This is a genomic window from Parafrankia colletiae (assembly GCF_001854655.1).
Lineage (GTDB): Bacteria > Actinomycetota > Actinomycetes > Frankiales > Frankiaceae > Parafrankia > Parafrankia colletiae.
Map to the genome: position 1 here is coordinate 120,394 of NZ_MBLM01000047.1, position 21,797 is coordinate 142,190.

At 73.2% G+C, this 21,797-nt stretch carries 15 protein-coding genes and 2 pseudogenes; 6 read left to right on the forward strand and 11 right to left on the reverse strand.

All coding sequences use genetic code 11. From position 1 onward, the window contains the following. Nucleotides 1-7: 7 nt before the first annotated feature. The 4 genes and pseudogenes from CC117_RS07465 to CC117_RS07475 form a co-directional block, all read right to left on the reverse strand. Complete coding sequence (locus CC117_RS07465) at nucleotides 8-1,300, reverse strand: aromatic ring-hydroxylating oxygenase subunit alpha (protein WP_071082998.1); 1,293 nt, start codon at nucleotides 1,298-1,300, stop codon at nucleotides 8-10. A gap of 542 nt (nucleotides 1,301-1,842) precedes the next feature. After that, nucleotides 1,843-1,938, reverse strand: a pseudogene (locus tag CC117_RS40385) (IS3 family transposase); the annotation flags it as partial. A 74-nt stretch (nucleotides 1,939-2,012) separates the two neighbouring features. Further along, nucleotides 2,013-2,186: a hypothetical protein gene (locus CC117_RS40390; protein ID WP_157905368.1), complete on the reverse strand. Its 174-nt coding sequence runs from the start codon at nucleotides 2,184-2,186 to the stop codon at nucleotides 2,013-2,015. Between the two features lie 1,119 nt (nucleotides 2,187-3,305). Further along, nucleotides 3,306-3,950 (reverse strand): class I SAM-dependent DNA methyltransferase, encoded by a 645-nt coding sequence (locus CC117_RS07475; protein WP_071083000.1) that lies wholly within the window; start codon nucleotides 3,948-3,950, stop codon nucleotides 3,306-3,308. Nucleotides 3,951-4,189: 239 nt separating this feature from the next. Here CC117_RS07475 and CC117_RS07480 point away from each other — a divergent pair, with 239 nt between their 5' ends. Both CC117_RS07480 and CC117_RS07485 read left to right on the forward strand, forming a co-directional pair. Further along, the gene (locus tag CC117_RS07480; RefSeq protein WP_071083001.1) at nucleotides 4,190-4,525 is read left to right on the forward strand and encodes an ArsR/SmtB family transcription factor; all 336 of its coding nucleotides are present in this window, start codon (nucleotides 4,190-4,192) and stop codon (nucleotides 4,523-4,525) included. Further along, complete coding sequence (locus CC117_RS07485) at nucleotides 4,522-4,995, forward strand: SRPBCC family protein (protein WP_071083002.1); 474 nt, start codon at nucleotides 4,522-4,524, stop codon at nucleotides 4,993-4,995. Before CC117_RS07480 ends, CC117_RS07485 begins: the two co-directional genes overlap by 4 nt. Nucleotides 4,996-5,174: 179 nt before the next feature. On the opposite strand, the pseudogene CC117_RS40395 reads toward CC117_RS07485, so the two are convergent. Beyond that, nucleotides 5,175-5,369: pseudogene (locus CC117_RS40395) on the reverse strand (SSI family serine proteinase inhibitor); the annotation flags it as partial. A gap of 108 nt (nucleotides 5,370-5,477) precedes the next feature. Here CC117_RS40395 and CC117_RS37910 point away from each other — a divergent pair. Together CC117_RS37910 and CC117_RS07495 are read left to right on the forward strand one after the other, a co-directional pair. Further along, complete coding sequence (locus CC117_RS37910; protein ID WP_071083003.1) at nucleotides 5,478-5,687, forward strand: hypothetical protein; 210 nt, start codon at nucleotides 5,478-5,480, stop codon at nucleotides 5,685-5,687. Between the two features lie 68 nt (nucleotides 5,688-5,755). Next, entirely contained in the window at nucleotides 5,756-6,184 is a 429-nt protein-coding gene (locus CC117_RS07495) for a DoxX family protein (protein ID WP_071083083.1), read from the forward strand. Between the two features lie 79 nt (nucleotides 6,185-6,263). Here the strand turns inward: CC117_RS07495 and CC117_RS36060 are convergent, their stop codons facing one another. Together CC117_RS36060 and CC117_RS07505 are read right to left on the reverse strand one after the other, a co-directional pair. Then, a complete protein-coding gene (locus CC117_RS36060) occupies nucleotides 6,264-8,105 on the reverse strand; it encodes a serine/threonine-protein kinase (RefSeq protein WP_241829912.1) in 1,842 nt (613 codons plus the stop codon). Nucleotides 8,106-8,246: 141 nt separating this feature from the next. Beyond that, complete coding sequence (locus CC117_RS07505) at nucleotides 8,247-9,392, reverse strand: RNA-guided endonuclease InsQ/TnpB family protein (RefSeq protein ID WP_071083084.1); 1,146 nt, start codon at nucleotides 9,390-9,392, stop codon at nucleotides 8,247-8,249. Between the two features lie 281 nt (nucleotides 9,393-9,673). On the opposite strand from CC117_RS07505, the gene CC117_RS07510 reads away from it, so the two are divergent. Next, nucleotides 9,674-10,270 (forward strand): pyridoxamine 5'-phosphate oxidase family protein, encoded by a 597-nt coding sequence (locus CC117_RS07510; protein ID WP_071083005.1) that lies wholly within the window; start codon nucleotides 9,674-9,676, stop codon nucleotides 10,268-10,270. A gap of 13 nt (nucleotides 10,271-10,283) precedes the next feature. Here CC117_RS07510 and CC117_RS07515 read toward each other — a convergent pair whose 3' ends face one another. The 4 genes from CC117_RS07515 to CC117_RS07530 all read right to left on the reverse strand — a co-directional run bounded on the left by CC117_RS07515 (nucleotide 10,284) and on the right by CC117_RS07530 (nucleotide 14,641). After that, nucleotides 10,284-12,299: a protein kinase family protein gene (locus CC117_RS07515; protein WP_071083006.1), complete on the reverse strand. Its 2,016-nt coding sequence runs from the start codon at nucleotides 12,297-12,299 to the stop codon at nucleotides 10,284-10,286. Nucleotides 12,300-12,366: 67 nt separating this feature from the next. Beyond that, nucleotides 12,367-13,092, reverse strand: a complete 726-nt coding sequence (locus tag CC117_RS07520) for a hypothetical protein (RefSeq protein WP_071083007.1) — start codon at nucleotides 13,090-13,092, stop codon at nucleotides 12,367-12,369. After that, the gene (locus CC117_RS07525) at nucleotides 13,089-13,961 is read right to left on the reverse strand and encodes a vWA domain-containing protein (protein WP_071083008.1); all 873 of its coding nucleotides are present in this window, start codon (nucleotides 13,959-13,961) and stop codon (nucleotides 13,089-13,091) included. The genes CC117_RS07520 and CC117_RS07525 overlap by 4 nt, the downstream gene beginning before the upstream one ends. A gap of 128 nt (nucleotides 13,962-14,089) precedes the next feature. Beyond that, nucleotides 14,090-14,641, reverse strand: a complete 552-nt coding sequence (locus CC117_RS07530; protein ID WP_071083009.1) for a hypothetical protein — start codon at nucleotides 14,639-14,641, stop codon at nucleotides 14,090-14,092. 591 nt (nucleotides 14,642-15,232) lie between these two features. Between CC117_RS07530 and CC117_RS07535 the strand changes: the two genes are divergently transcribed. Then, nucleotides 15,233-21,634, forward strand: coding sequence for a type I polyketide synthase (locus CC117_RS07535; RefSeq protein WP_071083010.1), 6,402 nt, complete (start codon nucleotides 15,233-15,235; stop codon nucleotides 21,632-21,634). Nucleotides 21,635-21,797 lie beyond the last annotated feature (163 nt).

Sequence of the window (21,797 nt, forward strand, 5' to 3'; positions counted from 1 at the left end):
TCAGCGGTCAGGCACCCGAGGAGGCCGGAGCCGGCCGACCGGTCCGGCCGGCCTCCTCGAACTCGGCGACGAGGCGGGCGGTGGTCTCGTGCAGGTGACGGAGCATGACCTCCTGGTCGTTCAGCGGGAACTCGGTCACGATGCGCGATTCGARCATGGTCTGCGTCGCCTCGAGCGTGTTGGCGTCCTGGAGGCCGTACTCCTTGAAGGAGACGACGGCGAGCTCCTGCTGAACCCGTTCCCACGCGGTCTTCGGCGGCACGAAATAGCAGGTGCCTTCGAAGATGTGCGTGTTGTGGGACGTCGGCCAGTAGTGGTAGGTGAGCACCCAGCCCGGCTTCCAGATCAGCATCATGAAGTTCGGGTAGAACAGGAAGGAGTCGAGGCCCCAGGTCGGGTGGCCTGACGGGTTGAGGCCCTTGGGCAGGTCGATGTCGATCGGCGGCTCCCACGGGCCGAACAGGCCGCTGCGCAGCTTGCGCTCGATGGGCTTGACCATCTTCTCGTCCTTGGGCGGAGCCATGCCCCCCCAGGACGAGACGACGCCGTGCAGGCCGTCGACACCGTAGTGCAGTGCCTCGTAGCCGACCTTCTGCAGCTTGATGGACTCCTCGGTCACCGCCTGCTTCTGGTGTAGCACCGGGGCGTGGTAGAACTCGGTGAATCCGTCGATGTAGAGCTTCCAGTTCGCGCCGATCTCCGCCCGGTACTTGTGCACCTGCGTCATCTCGTGGAACGGGTAACCCTCGATGCCGGCACCCAGTTGACCGAGGTACTCCTTGACGGGAGCGGGCGTCGACTCCCGGTCGAAGTTGACGAAGATCCACCCTTCCCAGACGTCGCAGTGCACCGGGACGAGACCGAACGTCGACCTGTCGAAGTCGAAGAACTCGTGTTCCTGCTGCACGAAGGTGCAGCCGCCGTCGAGTCCGTAACGCCATCCGTGGTACTTGCAGGTGAACTGACGCGCGGTCCCGCTCGTCTCCTCCTGCGGAAAGTCCTGCCACACGAGCTTGTTGCCACGGTGCCGACAGATGTTGTAAAAGGCCTTGACCTCGCCACCGGACGCGCGCACCACGATGATCGAGGCGTTCAGAACCTCGATCTCCCGGGTGAAGTAGGCGCCGACCTTCGCGATCTGCTCGACACGCCCGACGTTGAGCCAGTGCTTGCCGAAAACGGCTTTGCGCTCGAGCTCGTAGTACTCCGGCGAGATCGAGTCCTCGTAGCTCGTCAGCGTCGTGCGCAGGTTGTAGTGCTCGGTCCAGGTGCCCTCGGCAGGCTTGGTGAAGTGAGCCACGGCTGTGCCTCCACGGCAGGTTCCCGGTTGGGCCGGATCAGTGGGTACGCAGGAGCGAAAGTATACGGAAGCGTTCACATATGCAAGACGGCTGACGGATCCGGAGAACCTGGCTCTCGCCGCGCCGGCCACCGGTGTCACCCGACGCGCGGGTCCAGGCCGCCGCCGACCGGCCTCCCCACAGGCCTCTCGCCCCGCCATGGCGAAACGTGGCCGCGGCGTGATCGTCACCATCACCTCGACCGGCAGCCACCTCCGCCGCCCCGATCGGGACGGCCTACGGCGCCTCCAGGGCGGCGGTGGAGCTCCTGCGGAACCGTCGTACTGGCCGACGGCGGCGAGCGCGGTTCCCGTCCCGGCCAGGCCGAAGGCGATATCGCGCAGCCAGACACCCGCGGTGCGCATCCAGAGGCCGCCCCCACCGGGTCCGTGCGGAGCAGCTCGTCGCCCAGTCTGGAGACCTCGTCGAGGTCGCTGGTGGACGCGAGGTCCGCGAATCCCCACCGGGCGGGTGCGATCACCGATCAGGCCGATGACCACGCCCCGGTCAGCCCGGCCGCACGCATCAGGCGCTCCACCGTGCACCGGGCGACCGTGATCCCCTCACGGTTCAACACCCGCCGCACCCTCCGCGCGCCGCACATCTCGTAGTTCTCCTTCCACACCGGCTCGACCCCGCCGAGATCCTCCCGGTGCCTGTCGATGAACGTGACTACCGTGGCAGTCGCGGGTCGAGCTCCCGCGCAAAGAAAGCCGATGCCACCTTCAGGATCTCGTTCGCGCGCTTCAGCTCGCGATTCTCGCGCTCCAGCTCGGCGATACGTGCCGCGACCGTCGAGATCGCATATGACGCGTCCCCGGGCCGCTCGCGACGGATCTGCAGCACGAGACGAACGGAACGTTCACGGAGCTCATCGGGCTACTTCCTGGGAGCGGGCACGACTCGTTCCTTTCACACGGACCGGTCTCCACTGAACCCGGGGCGGTTCATACTCGAGAACCAGCGCTTGGCCAGGACCATCTACGACTGGTTCAACCCCCGCTGTACAGCTCCGGGTGACTCAGGGGTGCGTGCAGAAGCTGGCGGCGATCCAGCGGTTCGGCGAGTTCGACAAGGCCGGCCACAGGTGCACGCGCAACTGCCTCGCAGATCTGCCGCGTGTCATGAACCCAGTACGCGATCCAGWCGTAGGAACCGGATTCGGCCACCTCGACTCCGGCTGGCTCCGGGCAGGAATCAGCACCACCCCAGGTGATCAGGAGGGATCTGCCACCGTCCCGCACCTCGACAAGCTGCCATGGTTGGCTGCTCCAGCTCTTCTTCCCGACCGACACGGTTGGGACACGCGGAAGAGGAGAGGGCCTCTGGAGGGGCAACGAGCCCGGAGGGGGACTGTAGGACTGCAGCCGGTCAGGAACTGCGTCCCTGACCGGCCGGATACTGTTTGAAGGCTCCTGACCGCAAGCCGACAGCAGAGCGGTCAACACCAGACAGACCACCGCACATAAGCCGGATCCTCGCCGCACCGGTCTCCGTCCTCGGGTTCGGTTTCACACTCTCTTTTTCTCGCTTCTCGGAGATGGTGGAACGGGCGCGGCCCGGGAGCCACCGGTCGCCGGGCCGGGACGTCGGCTGGGCGACCGACATCCGTGGGGCGACGCTGTGCCGTGCGTGGGCGTGGGCGCTGCCTGTGAACCGTGAGAGCGGGACAGCCGCAGAGTGTGGACCCGGTAGGGGTGGGACTAGCGGTAAGGACGGGATTCCGCATCGTCCAGCGATTGCGCTACTTCTGGTGATGGATGTCGGCACCGACCTGGGGAGTCCTTACGCTCGGCAAGGTGACCCTGGCTACCAAAATAGAATAATCCGGACGTAAATGGACATTTCTTCACCATCTGCCCGATGGTCCGCTACCGACGAGATCACATTACGTGCAGATTATGGCGTTCGTCACGTCCACCTCGGGATGGTTCCCGTCGATGCGATGTCGGAAGGTCGGGTCCCTCAGGGGCGGCGGGCCAGAAGCTGGGCCTGCCGTCCCCGTTCGTCCTCCACCGCGGCTCGCACCAGCTGGGCGACCTCGACAAGCCCCGCCTGCCTCGCCACCTCGGCGAGGTGGCCGGGCGCCCAGCGGTAGGCGGGCGCCACCCGGTGGTCGTAGGCATGCACCCTGGCCGTGGACTCGTCTGCGGCCAGAAAGCCGATCAGCAGGTGGCCGCCGGGCACCAGAACGCGGTGGATCTCAGCAAGGACGGCGGGAATGTCGGTGGGAGGGGTGTGGATGAGCGAGTAGCGGCAGAGGGCACCGCCGAGCGTGCAGTCCGGCAGGTCCAGCGCGGTCATCGTGCCCACCTCGAACCGCAGCTCCGGGTGGGAGCGTCGGGCCAGGGTCACCATCTCCGCCGACAGGTCCACACCGAACACGTCCAGCCCCAGCCCATGCAGGTGGGCCGACGCATACCCTGGCCCGCAGCCGAGATCCGCCACCGGACCGGCGACATCACGCACCAGATCGGCGAACGCGGCCAGCAGCGCACGCTCCAGCGGCTGACGGTCGAGAACGTCAGCGAAAAGCTCGGCATAGACGTCGGCCACGCCGTCATATGCCGCCGCGACGTCAGCCAGATAACTCGGAGCGGGCTCGGTCATGGCCGACGACCCTACCCACCGGCCTCACGCACCTGCCCACCCCGGGCCCGACAGGTCAGCACAACCGGCTTGGTCCTCAGCGACGACAACCTCGGCGCCACCCAGGTCACCCGCCTGCTCCGGGTCGCGGTACGCCTGCCCTGACGGAGCCCGGCCGCCCGGTCGGGTCACCGCCGGACAGACGGCGACCCGACGCTTAGCCCTTGCGCTAAGCGTTCGAGCACACGATACTTAGCCGCGTGGAACAGTATTCGGTGCAGCTCGACGGGCTGCTCGTCGCCCTGGCCGATCCGACCCGGCGCGCCGTGCTCAGCAGGCTCGGCCGCGGGCCGGCCACCGTCAGTGACCTCGCCGAGGGCTTCCCGATGGCCCTGCCCTCGTTTCTGAAGCACGTGCGCACGCTCGAGAGGAACGGCCTGATCCGCACGGCGAAGTCCGGGCGGGTCCGCACCTGCGAGCTCAACCGTGCGGGCCTCGCGCCGCTCGAGGRCTGGCTGACCGAGCAGCGGCGCATCTGGGAAGACCGCACCGACCGGCTCGCCCAGTTCGCCACCTCCCCCCAGGAGCAGGAATGAACGCCGACCTCGATCTCTCCCTCGAACGCCTCATCCGGGCGCCGCGCGCCGCCGTCTGGAGGGCGTGGACCGACCCGACCAGCCTCGAACAGTGGTGGCTGCCGGCTCCGACACAGTGCCGCGTCGACCGGCTCGAGGTGCGCCCCGGCGGGGCGTTCATCACCCGTCTCAGCGACGACGGCACCGTGTTCAGCCCCCATCTGGACGCCTGCTTCCTGGTCGTCGACGACCTCGAACGCATCGTCTTCACCAACGCGCTCGACAGCGCCTGGCGCCCCGCGGCCCCCGCGCCGGTGTCGATGACCGCCGAGATCACGTTCCGTGACCATCCCGACGGCACCGACTACCGGGTCGTCGTGCGCCACGGCGACCCGGCCGCCCGTGCCCGGCACGAGGATCTCGGCTTCCAGGCCGGGTGGGGTGCGGTGACAGCCCAGCTCGCGGGCTTCGCCGAGACCAGTCGCGTCTGACGGACGGGCAGCCACCAGCCCCGGCCCGCGGGGAGCCACCGGTGCCGGTTACACCAAGGCCAGTTGTCGTCAGAAGACCGGGCTGGTCTCCGCGTACAGCAGGCAGCTGTTGCCGAAGGTCTCGTCCAGTGGACGGTCTTCGCTCCCCAGCGGCCGTCGGCCGTCGCCGTGACCGGGTCGTAGATGAACGGACAGAGCACGGCGGGGTCTACCGGGAGTTTGTCGAAGTCGCCGCCCGCCCTCGCGATGGCCGCGCAGGCCCGCACCGGGTTCGGATGGGTCGTCGCGGCGTTCGGCGGGCAGGTCAGAACAACCGGCCTGCCCTGGTAGGGATTTTCTCCCGCCGAGACGGTAAGAACGAACGCGCCTCGCACGGGGCCGGGCCCCGCCTGCGCGGACGCCGGCGCGATGGCGACGGCGGCGATCGCGGCCGCGAACGCGAACGCGAACGCCGTCCACTCACTGCCGACACGATCGGCCGCGTGGTCGGCCGTCTCACCGAACGCCCCCGCCCGGTGACGATCGGGCCGCGCCGGCGGGGCCCGATGATGCGCTTCGTGGATCTCTTCCCCCGCCTCGCCACGCCCGTGGTGCCAGAACTGATGCGGGACGCCCAACGCCGACAGCAGCGCTACAGGCGGCTCACCGAGAACGGCGAACGGGCCGTGACGGCTCCCGCCGTTCGTCGGTGAGGCCCGCGGCAGGACCGCGCTGCGCGCTGGCGCGGGCGGGTGACCACCGCCGGTGCTTGGATCTGTTCATGACGCGCGCACGGCTCACCCGACCGAGCCCCTGGATCGTGGCCGGAGCGTTCCTGGTCAGCGGAACTGTGCACCTGGTGCGTCCCGCGGTGTTCGAACCGCTCATACCGCGGGCGCTGCCGCGACCCCGCGAGATCGTCTACGTCAGCGGGGTCGCCGAGCTCGCCTGCGCGGCCGGACTGGCGGTACGGGCACCGTGGGCGGGGCCGGCCAGCGCCGCGCTGCTCGTCGGCGTGTGGCCCGGCAACCTGCAGATGGCGCTGGATGCCACGGCGCGGGTCCGCCGCGGCGGCGGCCGGCCCCAGAACGTCGCCCTGGCCGCGGTGGCGTGGGCCCGGCTGCCGCTTCAGGTTCCGATGATCCGTGCGGTGCTGTCCACCCGGCGCGGTACCGGGGAACGCGCCGCCGCCCCGCGGTCCCGGGCGTAGCCCGCGCGACCCCCGCGACCTCGCGACCGGCCGCACCCGAGCGGGACTGGCAGGCACTGACGCCCGCGCCGCCCGGGCGCTAGTGCCCGCGGCGCCGGGACAGGTCGGGCAGCGTCACGGGCCGCGCCCCGGCGAGGTCGCCGAGCACCGGGACGGCCGGCAGGTCCGAGAACGCGGCCAGCGGATGCCCCGCCCCCACGGTCGCGCGGAGGTTCGGCAACGGCATGGTCGGCGCCTCGACGACGGCCACCGTCGCCGCCGTGCAGCCGGCGGCGTGCGAAGAGCGGCCGGCGGGCGGGGCCTGCCCGGCGCGGGCGGCGATGGCCCGCAGCGCGGTGCGGTCAAGCGGGCAGGTCTGCTCCCCCGCACCGGACGCCCTCCACCCACCGGCTCCGCCGAGGACGGCCAGGTCGTCCAGCCCGACCTGTACGTCAGGGAGCGCCGGGCGCCACCCGGCGAGGATCTCGCCGATCTCGACCCGGGGCAGATCCACGTCCAGGCCTGGGCCGGTGCCGTTGCGGGTGAGGCGCACGGGGCGGTGCCGGGGTGCGGGAGCGGCGGGAGCCGTGGCGGTGACCGGCTGCTCCGCCGGGGCCGTCAGCTGCTCGGGGGTCGGGGGGAGCTGCGGGGGGATCTCCACGCCGCTGCGCCCACGGTCGCCACGGTCGGCGGGCGGCATCATGGCGGTGGCGGCCCCGTCGGCGACGTCCTGCCACAGGTCGTTCGGGCCCGCGGCGGGGCCGGAACGTGCCATTCCGAGGGCGTCGCCGAGGACGTCACCCGGGCCGCCGACACCCATCCCGGCCGCGGCGGCGACGATCGCGACGACGCCGGCCGCCGGGACCAGCCGGCGTCCCACCACCGCGGAGCGGCGCCGCCGGGAGGACAGCGACGGTGTGGCGGCATCCGTTTCGTCCGGGGCGGCCGTGGCCGTGCGGGTGGCGGCGGCGACGTCCAGGAACTCCAGGGCGGGCTCGCGGCGGCGGGCACTGCCCGACCGCACCCGGCCGGCACCCGCACCGGCCGGCGCACGCACGCTGCCCACCGGGTCGGCGTCCAGTCCGGCGTCCACGTCCAGGCCGGGGGCGGGGTCGGCCTCCAGGTCGAGACCGTCGGGAGCGGTACCGGAGGCCAGCCAGTGCAGGAGGGCCGCCGCGTCGGGCCGGCGCTCCGGGCTCGTCCGCAGCGCCGTGGTGACCACGGGGCGCAGGTCGGGCGGGACGCCGTCGATGTCCGCGTCGCCGCGGACCGTACGCAGGACGAGGGCCTGCAACGGCCCGTCACCGAACGGGGCGCGGCCGGAGGCGGCGTACGCGACCGTCAGCGCCCAGCAGTAGACGTCCGCCGCGGGGCCCGGGCGGACGTCGCCCGAGATCAGTTCCGGGGCCATGTAGCCGACACTGCCCAGCACCACGCCGGACGCCGTCATCGTCCCGGGCAGGCCGGCGGCGATGCCGAAGTCGATGACCTTCGGGCCGTCGCCGGCGAGGATGACGTTGCTGGGTTTGAGGTCGCGGTGCACGACGTCGGCGTCGTGGATCGCGCGCAGCGCCTCGGCGAGACCGGTCGCCAGCGTGCGCAGGGCATCCGGCGACGTCGGCCCGTCGTCGGCGACGGCGCGCAGCAGGGTCGGGCCGTGGACGTACTCGGTGGCGATCCACGGCGGGTCGCCGTCGGGCTCGGCGGCGAGCAGACGGGCGACCCGCGGGCTGTCGATCGCCGCGATCGCGGCGGCCTCGCGGGTGAACCGGCGGCGGAACCCCTCGTCGTCCAGGAACTCGTCCCGCAGCACCTTGACGGCGCCCTGCCGGCCGCCGGAGTCAACCCCCAGGTAGACGACGCCCATCCCGCCGCTGCCGAGACGGGCCGCCAGCCGGTACGGGCCGACGACGAGCGGGTCACCGGCCCGCAGTGGCTTCACCGGCACCAGCTCCGCCGACGGCCAGCATCCTGTGCCTGTGTGTCGGACGGGTACAAGTTGACATCCTCTCCGCCTTGAAGGGCGGAGATTCCCACCCTCACGGATGGGTTTTCCTGTTTCACAGACAGACGCCTCCCCACTCTAGGAGCGGGGTGGTCTCACTCCATCTCCACAGGCAGACGCCGCGAGCCCCGCGGCCAGAATGTTCTTCGCAGCGTTGATGTCCCGGTCGTGGACGGCGCCGCAGGCGTGGCAGGCCCATTCCCGGACGTCGAGTGGCAGCTTCTCCACGATCGACCCGCATGCCGAGCACGTTTTGCTGGACGGGTAGAACCGGTCGATCGCGATCAGCTCCCGGCCGTACCAGCCGGCCTTGTACTCCACCATCCGCCGTAGCTCCGACCACGATGCGTCGGAGATGGCGCGGGCCAGCGCATGGTTCCTGACCATGGTGCGGACGGACAGGTCCTCGATGGCCACCGTTTGGTTCTCGCGGATGATCCTCGTGGACAGCTTGTGGAGATGGTCCCGGCGCCGGTCGCGGACACGACCATGGACACGGGCGACCTTCAGCCGGGCCTTCGCCCGGTTCGCCGAGCCCTTCGCCCTGCGGGAAAGCTCCCTCTGGGCTCGGGCGAGACGGATGCGGTCGGCCCGCTCGTGGCGCGGGTTGGTGACCTTCTCCCCTGTCGACAGCGTGACCAGCGACGTGATCCCCGCGTCGATCCCCACCCGCCCCGATACCGCAGGCAGGGTGGTGATGGTCTCCTCGATCAGGAAAGAGAGGTGGTACTGGCCGCGGCTGTTCCGTGACACCGTGACCTGCGACGGCACCGCCCCCTCGGGCAGCGGACGCGACCAGACGACGTTCAGCGGCTGGTCCTGCTTCGCCAGCCTGACCTGTCCGCCGCGGTAGCTGAAGCAATTCCGGAAGTAGGTCGCCGAGTCGAGCGTCCTGCCCTTCTTCTTGAAGGACGGGTACCCGGCCCGCTTCTCCCAGAAGTTGACGTAGGCGGTCTGAAGGTGCCGCAGGGTTGCCTGTAGCGGCCCTTTCGAGGGCTCGGCGAGCCACAGGGTTTCCGGGTCGCGTTTCCACTCCGTGAGCATCTTGTCGGTCTCGGCGTGGGTGACGCGACGCTGTTCCTGAAACCAGGCCCGGTGCCGTTCGGCGAGCGCCCGGTTGTACACGTAGCGGACACAGCCGAAGGTCCGCGCGAGCTGGGCGGCCTGGCTGGGGGTCGGGTAGAAGCGGTAGCGGTACGCCCGCTTCACCACCTTCGACCCCATGAGTGACAGCATAGTGTCCTTGCCTGTCACGCTGTCGTTGATGCGCTGTCCCCCCCTTGAAGGACGGGGCCTGCGCGCTACGTTTCACGGTCACCACCGGATCGTCGTGAGTCGGACAGGTCGCTCGACGGACCCGCCCGCCGCGGGATGACCGCGGGGGCCGGCGCCTCCACAGCTAGATACGCGGTGACCGGCCGGCTACCCGCGTATCACCTCGGATCACTTCCAGATCACCGCTGGATCGCCTCGGGTGCAGCCGTTCGCGGGCTCATACTTCCCTCATGGGACAGGTCCATGAGTGCATCGACGGCCGGCTCCGCGCGTTCATCGAGGCGCAGAAGATGTTCTTCGTGGCGTCCGCGCCGCTGGCGGGCGACGGCCGGATCAACGTCTCGCCGAAGGGACGGGACGGGTCGCTCACCGTGTTCGACGAACGGACCGTGGCCTACCTCGACTTCGGCGGCAGCCACGCGGAGACCATCGCGCACCTGCGCGAGAACGGGCGGATCACGCTCATGTGGTGCGCCTTCGACGGGCCACCGAAGATCGTCCGTGTACACGGGGCGGGTGAGGCGGTCTTCCGCGACGACCCGCGCTGGTCGGAGCTGCTCGACCGTTTCCCGGGCGGGCAGGCGGAGGCGGGCGGGCTGCGGGCGATCATCGTGGTGCGGGCGCTGCGTGTCAGCGACAGCTGCGGCTACGCCGTCCCGCTGATGGAGTACCGGGAGGAGCGGGATCTGCACACCCGGTACCTCGACCGCAAGTCCGAGGACGAGTTCGCCGCCTACTGCGAACGCGCCCCGTTCAACCGGGAGAGCATCGACGGGCTGCCCGCGCTCCCCCTCCCCCTCCCGCCCCGGCCCCACCCGGCGCACTGACCGCCACGATGCGTCAGCTCCACCCGGGCCAGCGCCCGGGCTTCGGCCCGACCGGGCCCGGAACGGGCGGCGGCAGCCGACGGCGAGGCGGCAGCACCGGGCCCGAGCCGTAGGCCGCCCGGGTTGCGGGGGCCGCGGGCACCGATCCGGGACGGTTCAGCAGGCTCTCGGCCTCCCGCTCGGTCAGCACCCGCAGGAGGCTGCCGCGGCGCAGCTCGATGCGCGGCGAGCGCGGCGCCCGTGCGGTCCGGGTCAGATCAGCGCTCGACGCGGCACGACTCCCACCCTGCGCACGACTCCCACCCACGGCGCCACTGCCGGCCGGAGCGCGGCTGCCGGCCGGAGCGCGGCTGCCGGCGGGGCCCATGCCCATGCCGGGCGGGATCCAGCCCCCGTACTCGTCCGCCAGGTCACCCCGGTCGTCGACCACGATCTGGCCCACCATCCGGACCCAGACGCCCGCGAGAGCGGCAAGATCGCCGTGGCTGGCGGTGAGTTCTCGACTGACCCGGTCCCAGGCGATGACCTTGAGGCTGCCACCGCGCGGATTGCCGAAGTCGAGGATGGTCACGGTCCCCGTTCGGCGGACCTGGCGCACGCCCTGGATCCTCCCGACGACCATCACCTCCTCCGCACGGCGGGCGAGCAGCCCCGCGCGGTCCCGCGCGGACAGCACCGTCGGCGCGGGGACGACCACCGGTGCCGGACGCAGCGGCCGGGTGCGCAGATACCGCGCCGCGGACACCGTGCTGACGACCCCCACCGCACCCGCGGCCGGCCCTGCGGCAGCGGGCACCGCCGACATGGCCGGTGCTGCCGGAACGGCCGACACGGATGCGCCTGGCGCGGGCGCGGCGGGAGGTGCCGATGCGGCTGACACGCCCACGGGTGCCGCGGGTGCCGCCGAGACGGCCGGTGCGGCCGGTGCGGCCAGCGGGCCGGGGACGCCACGCGGACGCGGACGTGGGACAGCATGCGGACGCGCCACGCCAGGCGGACGCGGGACAGCAGGCGCGCGCGGGAGGCCGTGCGGCCCGAACACCGGAGGCGGGGCGGGTGGGCCCTGCCAGGCGGACGGGACACCCGGCGCCCGGCCAGGACTGCCGTGCCAGCCGCCGGCCCAGCCACCAGCACCAGCACCTTCGTAGTGGACGTGTGCCTCGGCGTCGAGGATCGCGGCGGCGTCCTCGTAGTCGACCAGGCAGGCGTCCCGAAGCCGGCGGGCGGCGGCGGCGACGCCGGGCATCTGTTCGAGCCGGGCGAACAGTGCGGAGGCGGACGGGTCGGCGAAGTCGGCGGCGGAGAGGAGGAGGTTCTCGCCGGTGTTGAACTCGCGCCACAGGTACGGGTCGCGGGCGAGCGCGGCGAGCGACACCGCGATCACCTCCTGGGCGAAGCGGTCGAGCGTGACGTCGTACTGGTTCGAACGGTCCGGATGCTGGTAGTTGCGGTGGCCGCGTTCGGAGGCGCCGAGGGAGCCCAGCGCGGGCAGGTACATCCCGTCGTAGTCGACGAGCCGGATGGACGCGTCCGGCAGGACGAGGATGTTGCCGTGCTGCAGGTCGCCGTGGGCGGCACCGCGGCGGCGCAGTTCCGCGACGGCGGTGTTCAGGCTGAGCCGGGCGCGGTCGAGCCGGGACGGGCGGTCCAGGTTCTCCTGCACCCAGTCGTCGAGGCGGGCGCCGTCGATCCACTCCATCCGCACGATGGGCCAGGCCCGGTCGCGGACCCGGATGCCGGCGGGCAGGTAGTCGACGCCGACGAGGAAGTCGAGGGAGGCGGAGCGGACGAAGTCGGCGATGCAGGCGTAACGCAGCTCGAGGTTGTCGCTGTGCCGGTGGAAGCACCGCACGGCGTACCGCCGGCCGGCCCGGCTGACGTCGAAGGTCAGCGCGAAGCCGCCGGTGGCGACGGCGGGCATGCCGAGCGGGGTGAGTCTCGGCACGCTGTCACGCAGCCGCTCGTCGAGGAACGCCAGCCGCGGGATCTGGACGGCCTGCTGGTAGTCGAGAAGGGTGGGCAGCTTCATGCACGTCCCTCGCGCCGTTGCGGGGAGCCGGCAGGGGCCGGGGAAACCACGTGGTGCGGACGGGGGTTCACGTCTGGACCACGCAGATCGTCGTGTCGTCGTTGGCGAGGCAGCCATGGTGCCGGTAGGCGTCCACGGCTCGGGCGAAGCGCGCGGCGGAGTGGGCGAGCCAGCCGGGCGACGGCATCCGCCCGCGGGCCTCGACGGCGCGCAGCAGGAACTGCGCCAGCGCATCGGTGGCGAGGACGAACACGTCCCCCGGCCGGTAGGCACCGCCGAGAACAACCGGGTCCGGATGGGACGGGCCGCGGCTGCCGACCAGCTGGGCGAAGCGGCTGAAGTCCGTGGAGTGCTCCACGGGCCCGGCCGCGCAGGTCTTGCCCGCACTGACATGGAACACGCACGAGTCACCGACGCAGGTGGCCGCCCACAGCTGGTTCCCGACGTCGACCGTGAGGCCCAGGAAGGAGGCGTCCGCGCCGAGCTGGAGCTTGGCCCGGGCGTACCAGGGCAGGCCGGGACGGTTCACCTCGGCCCACCACCGCTCCCGCAGGCCGGGCAGCACGTCGGCGGCGAGCGGGTCGACCGCGTCGCGGACGAACGCGTCGACCAGCAGCCGGCTCCACACCTCGGGCCGGGCCGAGGTGGAGGCGCCGTCCGCGACCGCGAACCGGCCTCGTTCCGGGCAGGTGGCGCAGCAGTCCTCGTTCTCCTCGGCGGCACGGCCGAGCTTCGTGACCGTGCGGGACGTCGCGGTGAGGGCCACCGCGACCGCCGTGGACCGCGATGTCATCCGCTCGACCGCGGCCCGACGCTCAGGTCCCGCAGGCCGGTCGGGGTGACCGCCCGGGTGCCGATGTCGAGGAACTCGATCAGGGCGGTGACGTCGGCGTTGTAGAGGAAGCCCTTGGACGCCGCGTCCGCCGGGTAGCCGAGGCTGTCCGCCGCCGCCACCATCGTGGGCGGCAGGTGGCTGGACATGTCGAACAGCACCCGCGCGAACTCGTCGGGCAGCTCGTCGCGGTCGTGCGGGAAGGTCACGGCGCGCCGCGCGGTCGCGGACAGGTGGGCGTTGAACAGCAGGGCCTCACCGTCGGCCGTGCCGGCGGCCCGTACCTGCGCGGCGGCCTCCCGGGGATCACCGTCCGTGCTCTGCCCGTCGGTGACGTTGACGACGATCGGCGGGAAGCTGGCGGGGTGCTGGCGGCACCAGCCGTCGGCGATCCAGGCGGCGACCCGCAGGGCCTCGACCATCGGCGTCCAGCCGTCGGCGACCGGGTCGACCCAGGCCGGGATCGGGGTCTGGATCTCGACCAGGCCACCGGCACCATCGGGGACCTTGCGCAGCACGTGGTCGACGCGGTTCGGATTCAGCGCGACCTCGCTGATAGGCAACAGCGGTCGACTCACGCTGGAACCATACAGGACCGGCGCTACACCCCGGCCATAGCCCAGAATTCCTACCTCGAAATAGTCGTAGACACGATCGTCACCTTTACTGCACAGCAGGACCGCGTTACCGAGGAGCCGGTTGACGGCGAGCGCGAGCTGGTCGGCCTTGCTCATGGTCCCGCCGGCCCAGGTCTCGGACATCGACGTCGAATGATCGATGACGAGCAGCAGACATGCCGGCTGCCGGCGATTGATCTCGGCGGAGTACATACCCTTATCGTTCCATATCTCGTGGGCATTCCGACGTTCCGGCCACAGCAGACCGCGCTGTCGGGGTGACCAGACAACACCTTTTGATGAATCCACATCGTTATGCGGATCCGGACTGCCCGGACGTATCAGCCGGGCGGCCGGTGACGCCCGCGCGGAGCGGCGAGCGCGGGCAGCTGCCCGTCCCGGGTGGCCAGCCTGCGCCGCAGGTCCAGCGGGGCCAGGTCGTCGCGGTTCGTCCGGCCGCAGCGGGGGCACGTCTGCTGGCCGAGCGGGAGCAGGACGCCGCAGCCACCGTCCCCGGCGCCGCAGCGGCGCCAGTCGTTGCCCACCTCGATCCGTGAATGCTGCTGGGCACGGCGCCCGGTGCCGCCCAGGCCCAGTGCCCGCACCAACCGCCGCGCCGAGGCTCCCGGCCGGGAGCCTCGCGCGGCCGCATCCCGCCCGCCATCGGCATCGCCCCCGTCCTCCCCGCCGCCGTCCGTCCCGGTTCCGGCCCTCGCCGGGCCGGCGGTACCCGTGACGGCCGGTGCGGGCGCAGGGTGTTCGGGTCCAGTGGGTTCGGGCGCAGTTGGTTCGGGCGCGGAGGAGTCGGGCGCGGGACGCAGGGGGTCGGCGTCCGGGGCCGCGCGAGGCGCGTTGCCGCCCGCCGCGACGTCCCGCGGGGTGATCTCTCGCATGCGCGTCCTCACTCCTCGCCTCGGGCGGAAAGCGACACTACGGACCGGTCAGGAAATCGACAATCCGTCGGTGCCAACCAATAGCCCGAACGGCGCACGGCAGCAAGGGCGGATGTGTCTCCCACCACCCGGCGAATGACCGAGGACCTGCCCACAGCGGGACGGAGGACCACCACCATCCCCGTTCCGCCTAGCCTGAAGGCGCCATCCCGGTTTTGAGAGCACAACTGCTCTGGGGCAGGATTCTCAGGGAGTCGCCTGGCCGGCCGTGCCGCCGCGGGGCGGGGTACGGCCGGAACGGAACCGGCGCGCCACGATAGCGCGCCGACAGACCCGGGAGCACCCCGGGAGAACAGCCTCCCGGCGCGGGCCCGCCCGTACGCCGGCGCATTCTTCGGCCAGCAGAGATTTCCCGTCCGGGCATTTCCCGGTCGGCCGGGAACCGCAGACGGAACCGAACACGGGAACGAGCCCAGAGAACGGCGCGGGGTTCCACCCCGCCACGGCACCCCGCCACGGCGCCGTCATGGCACCGCGTCATGGCACCGGGGTGCCGCCAGCCGCCTCGCCGCGCACGTCAGGAGCGTTCGGATGGACAGCAGCCTCCCGGAGTACTCGCCGGCCGGGCAGCCCGCCACGCGGGCCCGCGACAGCTGGCGGGCCCGGCTCGCCGGGCTGGAGCCGACCGCCCAGGTGGAGGCCCTGCTCGAGCTGGTCGCCACCCAGGTCGCGGCGGTGACCGCCGGCGCGACCGGGCCCGGGCACGGCGCGGACAGGCAGCTGGACCACACGGTGCCCTGGCGCGCGCTCGGGGTGTACCGGCGCACCGCGGATGCCCTGCGCGGCCGCCTCGCCGCCGCCACCGGCGTCCCCCTGCCCGCGACGCTGCTGTTCGAACGGCCGACGCCGGGCGCCGTGGCCGCGTTCCTGCGCGCCGAGATCCTGGGGGTGCGTGAGGAGACGACCCCTGCGCGAACCCCGCGCCGCCCTGCGCGCTCCGGGCGGGACGACGACCCGGTGGTCATCGTCGGCGCCGGCTGCCGCCTGCCGGGCGCGGACTCCCCGGCCGCTCTGTGGGACCTGGTCGCGCAGGGCCGGGACGTCATCGGCCCGCTGCCCGCGGACCGCGGCTGGGACCTGGCCGGCGTCCACCATCCGGACCCGGATCATCCGGGAACCACCTACGCCCGGGGCGGCGGCTTCCTGCCGGGAATCGACCGGTTCGACGCCACGTTCTTCGGCATCGGCCCGCGTGAGGCCGTGGCGATGGACCCCCAGCAGCGGCTGATGCTGGAGGTGTCGTGGGAGGCCCTCGAGCATGCGGGGATCGACCCGCTCGGGCTGCGCGGCAGCCCCACCGGCGTGTTCACCGGCGTGTCCCTGCAGGACTACGGAACAGCCTGGCACCAGGCCCCCGCCGAGCTGCAGGGACACCTGCTGACCGGCAACGCGGCGGGCGTGATCGCCGGCCGGGTCGCCTACACCCTCGGCCTCGAGGGCCCGGCGCTGACGGTGGACACCCAGTGCTCCGCATCCCTCGTCGCCGTCCATCTGGCGGCGGCGTCACTGCGCGCCGGCGAATGTGATCTCGCCGTCGCCGGCGGGGTGACCCTGATGTGCAGCCCGTCGATGCTGGTGGAGTTCAGCCGCAAACGCGGCCTGTCCCCCGATGGCAGGTGCCGGCCGTTCTCCGCCGACGCGGACGGTACCGGCTGGGCGGAGGGCGCCGCGGTCGTGGTGCTCACCCGGCTCTCCGACGCCCGGGCACGCCGGCTGCCGGTGCTCGCCGTCATCGCTGGCAGCGCCGTCAACCAGGACGGCGCCAGCAACGGCCTGACCGCCCCCAACGGCCTGTCCCAGCAACGCCTGATCAGCCAGGCGCTGGCCAGTGCCGGACTGCGGCCGGCGGATGTCGACGCGGTCGAGGCCCACGGCACCGGCACCCCCCTCGGAGACCCGATCGAGGCCCGCGCGCTGCTGGCCGCCTACGGGCCGGGGCGCTCCCCCGACCGGCCGCTGCGTCTCGGCTCGCTCAAGTCCAACATCGGCCATGCCCAGGCCGCCGCGGGCGTCGCCGGCGTCATCAAGATGGTCGAGGCCCTGCGCCACGAGACGCTTCCGGCGAGCCTGCACGTCGGCACCCCCACCCCGCACGTCGACTGGAGCACCGGCGCCGTCGCCCTCCTGACCAGCCCCGTCGCCTGGCCCGCGGGACGCCGCCCGCGCCGCGCCGCGGTCTCCGCCTTCGGCATCTCCGGCACGAACGCCCATCTGATCGTCGAGGAACCACCCGCCCACCCGCGCATCCCCACCCAGAACACCCCCAGTCCGAACACCCCCGTTCAGGACACCGCCGTTCAGGACACTCCCGCCGTCGACACACCGGGTGCCGGCGAGGGCTCCGAGCCGGCGCCGGTGACGGTGGTCCTCTCCGCCCGCGGTGAGGCGGCGCTGCGCGCCCATGCGGGACGTCTCGCCGCGCACCTCGGCCGCCATCCCGAGCTGCGCGGTGACGACATCGCGCACACCCTCGCCGCCCGCGCCCAGCTGCCCACCCGGGCGGCGGCCGTCCTCGACGGCCCACCGGCGCAGCGGACGTCCCGCCTGGCCCGGACGCTGACGGCGCTCGCCGCGGGCCGGCCGGCGCCTGGTCTCGTCCAGGGCACCGCCCCGCCCACGCGCCCCGGCGGCCGGGTCGCCCTCGTCTTCACCGGTCAGGGCAGCCAACTGCCCGGCATGGGGCGTGACCTGCACGCCGCCTATCCCGCCTTCGCGCGGGCGCTGGACGGCGTCTGTGCCGCGTTCGACACCCACCTCGACGAGCCGCTGCGCGATGTCATGTTCGCCGCCGCGGGTACCCGGCACGCCGCGCTCCTCGACGAGACTCTCTACACCCAGTGCGCCCTGTTCGCCTACCAGACAGCGCTGACCCGGCTGCTCGGCACGGCCGGCGTCGTCCCGCAGCTGCTGCTCGGCCACTCCGTCGGGGAGCTGACCGCCGCGCACATCGCCGGGGTCTGGACGCTGCCCGACGCCGCGGCGCTGGTCGCCGCCCGCGGGCGGCTGATGCAGAGCTGCCGCGGCGGCGCCATGGCCGCGCTCGGCGCCACCGAGGACGAGGCCCGCGCGTCCCTCGCAGGGCTGGAACGCCCTGCGGACATCGCGGCGGTGAACAGCACGGCGTCCATCGTCGTCGCCGGCGACCCCGACGCCGTCACAGCCCTGGTGGCCTACTGGGCCGGCCGCGGCCGGCCCACCCGCCGGCTCGCCGTACGTCACGCGTTCCACTCCGCCCACATGGACCCCGTCCTGGACGCCTTCGCCGCCGTCGCCGCGGGGCTCACCTACCATCCGCCGACGGTCCCGGTCGTCTCCGCGCTGACCGGACGGCTCACCGGCGACCCGGCCGAGACGCCCTCCCTCCCGGAGACCCTCCGCCACCCGGAGACCCTCCGCGGCCTGGAGACCCTCTGCCACACGGACCCGGCCTACTGGGTCCGCCACATCCGGGAGACGGTCCGCTTCGGCGACGCCGTCGCCCGCAGCGGGCGGGAACATCCGGCCGCCTACCTGGAGGTCGGCCCACGGCCGACGCTCACCGCGCACCTCGACGGCATCCTGGCCGACACCGCCGAACGGGCCGCCGGCGGACCGTCGGCCCGCCACGAGCCGGCGGATGTGCCCCTGGTGACGGCCACGGCGGCGAACCGGCTGACCGAGCCGGTTGCGCTGCACACCGCGCTCGCCGCGCTCCACACCCACGGCATCCCGGTGGTCTGGTCCGAGATCAACCATCCGGCGGTTCCCGGTCCCCCGTCGAGGGCGGGCGCGGGGGCCCGCCGGCCGGCCCACTGCGACCTGCCGGGCTATCCGTTCCAGCGGCAGCGCCACTGGATGCGCCCTGCGCAGGGCCCCGCGTCCCCGGCGGTCGGAGCCGGAGCCGGAGCCGCCGACGCAGCCGCGGTCCCGACATCCGCGAGCACCGCAGCGGGAACGGAGACGTCCCGGCCGGGTCTGTCGCGGTACCGCACGCTCTGGCGGGCGCTGCCCGCCTCGGCGGCACCGCCGCTCGCCGGGACCCCCGGCGTGGCGTCACCGCTGTCCGGCCGGTGGCTCCTGCTCCTGCCCCCGGCCGGGGTGAGTGCCGCCGAGGTCTCCCGCATCGGCTGGATGGTCGAGCGTCTCGGCGGTACCGCGGTCGAGGTCGGGCTGGGGCCGGCGGAAGCGGACGCGGACGCCGACCGGCGCCGCCTCGCCCACCGGCTCCGCGCGCTCGACCCGTCCACCGGCGTCGGGGGGATCCTCTCGCTGCTCGCGCTGGACCCGACCCCGCATCCGGGGCAGCCGGCGCTCACCACCGGGTTCGCGCTCACCTGCGCGCTGGCGCAGGCGCACCATGACCTGGGACTGCAGGTACCGCTGTGGGTCCTGACCCGCGGCGCCGTCGGGACCGGCCCCGGCGACCCGGTCCGGGATCCGGCCGCGGCGCTCGTGTGGGGGCTGGGGCGGTCGCTGGCGCTCGAGCGTCCCGACGGCTGGGGTGGCCTCGTGGATGTGCCGGCCGACCTGGACGACGGTGCGCTCGCCTGGCTCGGCTCCGCACTGGCCACCCCCGGCGGCGAGGACCAGTTCGCCGTGCGGACGTCCGCCCTGCTGGTGCCCCGCCTCGTCCGGGAGGGCCCGGCACCCGACCGTGACGTCGACGTCGACGTCGACCGGGCCGCGGGGCTGCCGGCGGAGCTGCCGCTGGCCGCCGCCGGCACGACCGTGCTGATCACCGGGGGTACCGGTGCGCTCGGCGCCCGCATCGCCCGGGACCTCGCCCGTACCGGGAGCGGCCGCCTCGTGCTGGCCAGCCGCCGCGGGCCCGACGCTCCGGAGGCCGCTGCTCTGCGCGACGCGCTGGCCGCACACGGCACGGAGATCATGGTCCGGCGCTGCGACACCACCGACGGCGAGCAGCTCGCCGTGCTTGTCGGCGAGCTCACCGGCGACCGGGACGCCCCGCTGGGCGCCATCGTCCACGCGGCCGGCGTCAGCGGGCCGACCGCCGAACTGCACGAGCTCGACCTGGCGCGGATCGCCGCCGTCGTCGCACCGAAGGCCGCCGCCGAGCGGCTCCACCAGCTCGCCCCCGAGGTTCCGCTGGTGCTCCTGTCCTCGATCTCGGCCACCTGGGGCAGCGCGGGCCAGGCGGCCTACGCCGCGGCGAACGCCCACCTCGACGCCCTGGCCGACGCGCGGCTGGCCGCCGGTCTGCCCACCGTCTCCGTCGCCTACGGCCCGTGGGCCGACGCGGGGATGGGCGCGGAGCCGGCCCGACGCGACTACCTGCTGCGGCGGGGCCTGCTCCCGATCCCCGCCGATCAGGCTGTGGCCGCCCTGGCTCAGGCGCTGCGGGCCGAGGGCGGCGCTGACGGCGGCGCTGACGGCGGCGCGCCGACAAAGATCGTGACGGTCGCGGACGTCGCCTGGGATCTGTTCCTTCCCGCGTTCACCGCCGCCCGGACGTCCCACCTGTTCGACGAGATCGCGGTCGAGTCCGGGATGGTGGCGCCGGATCCGGCCCCCGGTCCGGGCCTGGAGCCCGCGCCGGGACCAGCGTCGCGGCCGGGAACGGGAGCAGGTACGGGACCGGGAGCAGGACCGGGCGATCTCGGACGGCTGCCGGCCGCGGAGCGTGGCCGGGCGCTGCGTGACCTCGTGCAGGCGGCGGCGGCCGACATCCTCGGCCATGACGACGCCCAGGCGGTCGAGACCGGCCGGCGCTTTCTGGAGCTCGGCCTCGACTCGGTCGCCTCCGTCCAGCTCAGCCGCCGTCTCGCCGCCGCGACGGGGCTGCGGGTGGCCACCACGGCCATGTTCGAACATCCCACCGTCGCCGATCTCGGTGACCACCTCGCCGCGCTTCTCGCGGCCCAGCCCGGCGGCGCCACCACCCGCGGGAGCGGGACACGGGACGGCGGGGAGCAGGTCGGAGTCCGCGGGCTCTATCGGCAGGCCTGCGCGGACGGCAGGTTCGCGGCGGGGGTCGGGGTGCTGCGCGCCGCCGCCAGGCTGCGGCCGACGTTCACCACCCCCGGCGATCTCCCCAGCCGACCGGTACCGGTCACACTCGCCGCCGGCCCGGCGCAGCCGGTGCTGGTCTGCCTGCCGTCGATGGTCGCGCCCTCCGGGCCGCACACCTTCGCCCGGATCGCGCTGCACCTGCACGGCCGGCGGGCGGTGCACGCGCTGGCCCACCCGGGCTTCGGTGACGGTGAGCTGCTGCCCGCCACCGCCGACCTGGTGGTCGACCTGCATGCCGACACGATCGCCCGCCATCTCCCGGACACCCCGGTCGCGCTGGCCGGGTACTCGTCCGGTGGATGGCTCGCGCACGCCGTGGCGGCCCGGCTGGAGGCACGTGGCCTGGCCCCGGCCGCCATCGTCCTGCTCGACACCTGGCTGCCCGGCGACCGGATCCCCGAGGCGGACGTCGCCGAGGAGCTGCGCGGCATCGCCGTGAACGACCAGGCCTTCGCGCTCATGACGGAGGCGCAGGTGACTGCGCAGGGCGCCTACCTGGACCTGTTCGAGGGATGGCGCCCGGGCACGGTCCGGACGCCGATCGTCATGGTCCGCGCGGCCGAGCGCATGCCCCGGCGCGACACCGAGCCGGGGCCGGCGGCCCGGACTGCGGCGTCCCCGGTCCCGGCGAGCTCCGCGAACCCCGCGAACCCCGCGGGGCCGGTGCCCCCGGTTGCCGGCGGTGCCGACGCCTGGGAGCTGGAGTTCGACCTCGTGGCCACGGCCGGCGACCACCAGTCGATGATGAACGAGCACGCGCGGTCGACCGCCGAGACCGTCCATGCCTGGCTGAGCGGGCCCGGCCCGGGCAGCGGGCAGGGCGGACGCGGCGGAAGAGCCGGGGCCGGCGGACGCGGTGACCGCGGCGGCCGCCACGGCCGCGGTGCTGTGTCGCGGCCGGTCGGCAGCGGAGCTGCCCGCTAGTGCACCTGGTGTTCCACGCCGCCCGGGCCGACGCCGGCCCGCGCCGCACGGGGCATGGCCGAGTGGTCGGACGAATGTGCATCCCGGGGTTTCCGAAAACGCCAGCCGGAATACTCCGCGCTCGTTAGACTCGGTTCACGCAACCCGACGGGGAACATCCGGA

Bases quoted from the DNA above. Each gene is read 5' to 3' on its own strand.
- CC117_RS07475 (WP_071083000.1), bottom strand. From the start codon at position 3,950: ATGACCGAGCCCGCTCCGAGTTATCTGGCTGACGTCGCGGCGGCATAT.
- CC117_RS07485 (WP_071083002.1), top strand. From the start codon at position 4,522: ATGAACGCCGACCTCGATCTCTCCCTCGAACGCCTCATCCGGGCGCCG.
- CC117_RS07495 (WP_071083083.1), top strand. From the start codon at position 5,756: ATGACGCGCGCACGGCTCACCCGACCGAGCCCCTGGATCGTGGCCGGA.
- CC117_RS07505 (WP_071083084.1), bottom strand. From the start codon at position 9,392: ATGGGGTCGAAGGTGGTGAAGCGGGCGTACCGCTACCGCTTCTACCCG.
- CC117_RS07510 (WP_071083005.1), top strand. From the start codon at position 9,674: ATGGGACAGGTCCATGAGTGCATCGACGGCCGGCTCCGCGCGTTCATC.
- CC117_RS07515 (WP_071083006.1), bottom strand. From the start codon at position 12,299: ATGAAGCTGCCCACCCTTCTCGACTACCAGCAGGCCGTCCAGATCCCG.
- CC117_RS07520 (WP_071083007.1), bottom strand. From the start codon at position 13,092: ATGACATCGCGGTCCACGGCGGTCGCGGTGGCCCTCACCGCGACGTCC.
- CC117_RS07525 (WP_071083008.1), bottom strand. From the start codon at position 13,961: ATGTACTCCGCCGAGATCAATCGCCGGCAGCCGGCATGTCTGCTGCTC.
- CC117_RS07530 (WP_071083009.1), bottom strand. From the start codon at position 14,641: ATGCGAGAGATCACCCCGCGGGACGTCGCGGCGGGCGGCAACGCGCCT.
- CC117_RS07535 (WP_071083010.1), top strand. From the start codon at position 15,233: ATGGACAGCAGCCTCCCGGAGTACTCGCCGGCCGGGCAGCCCGCCACG.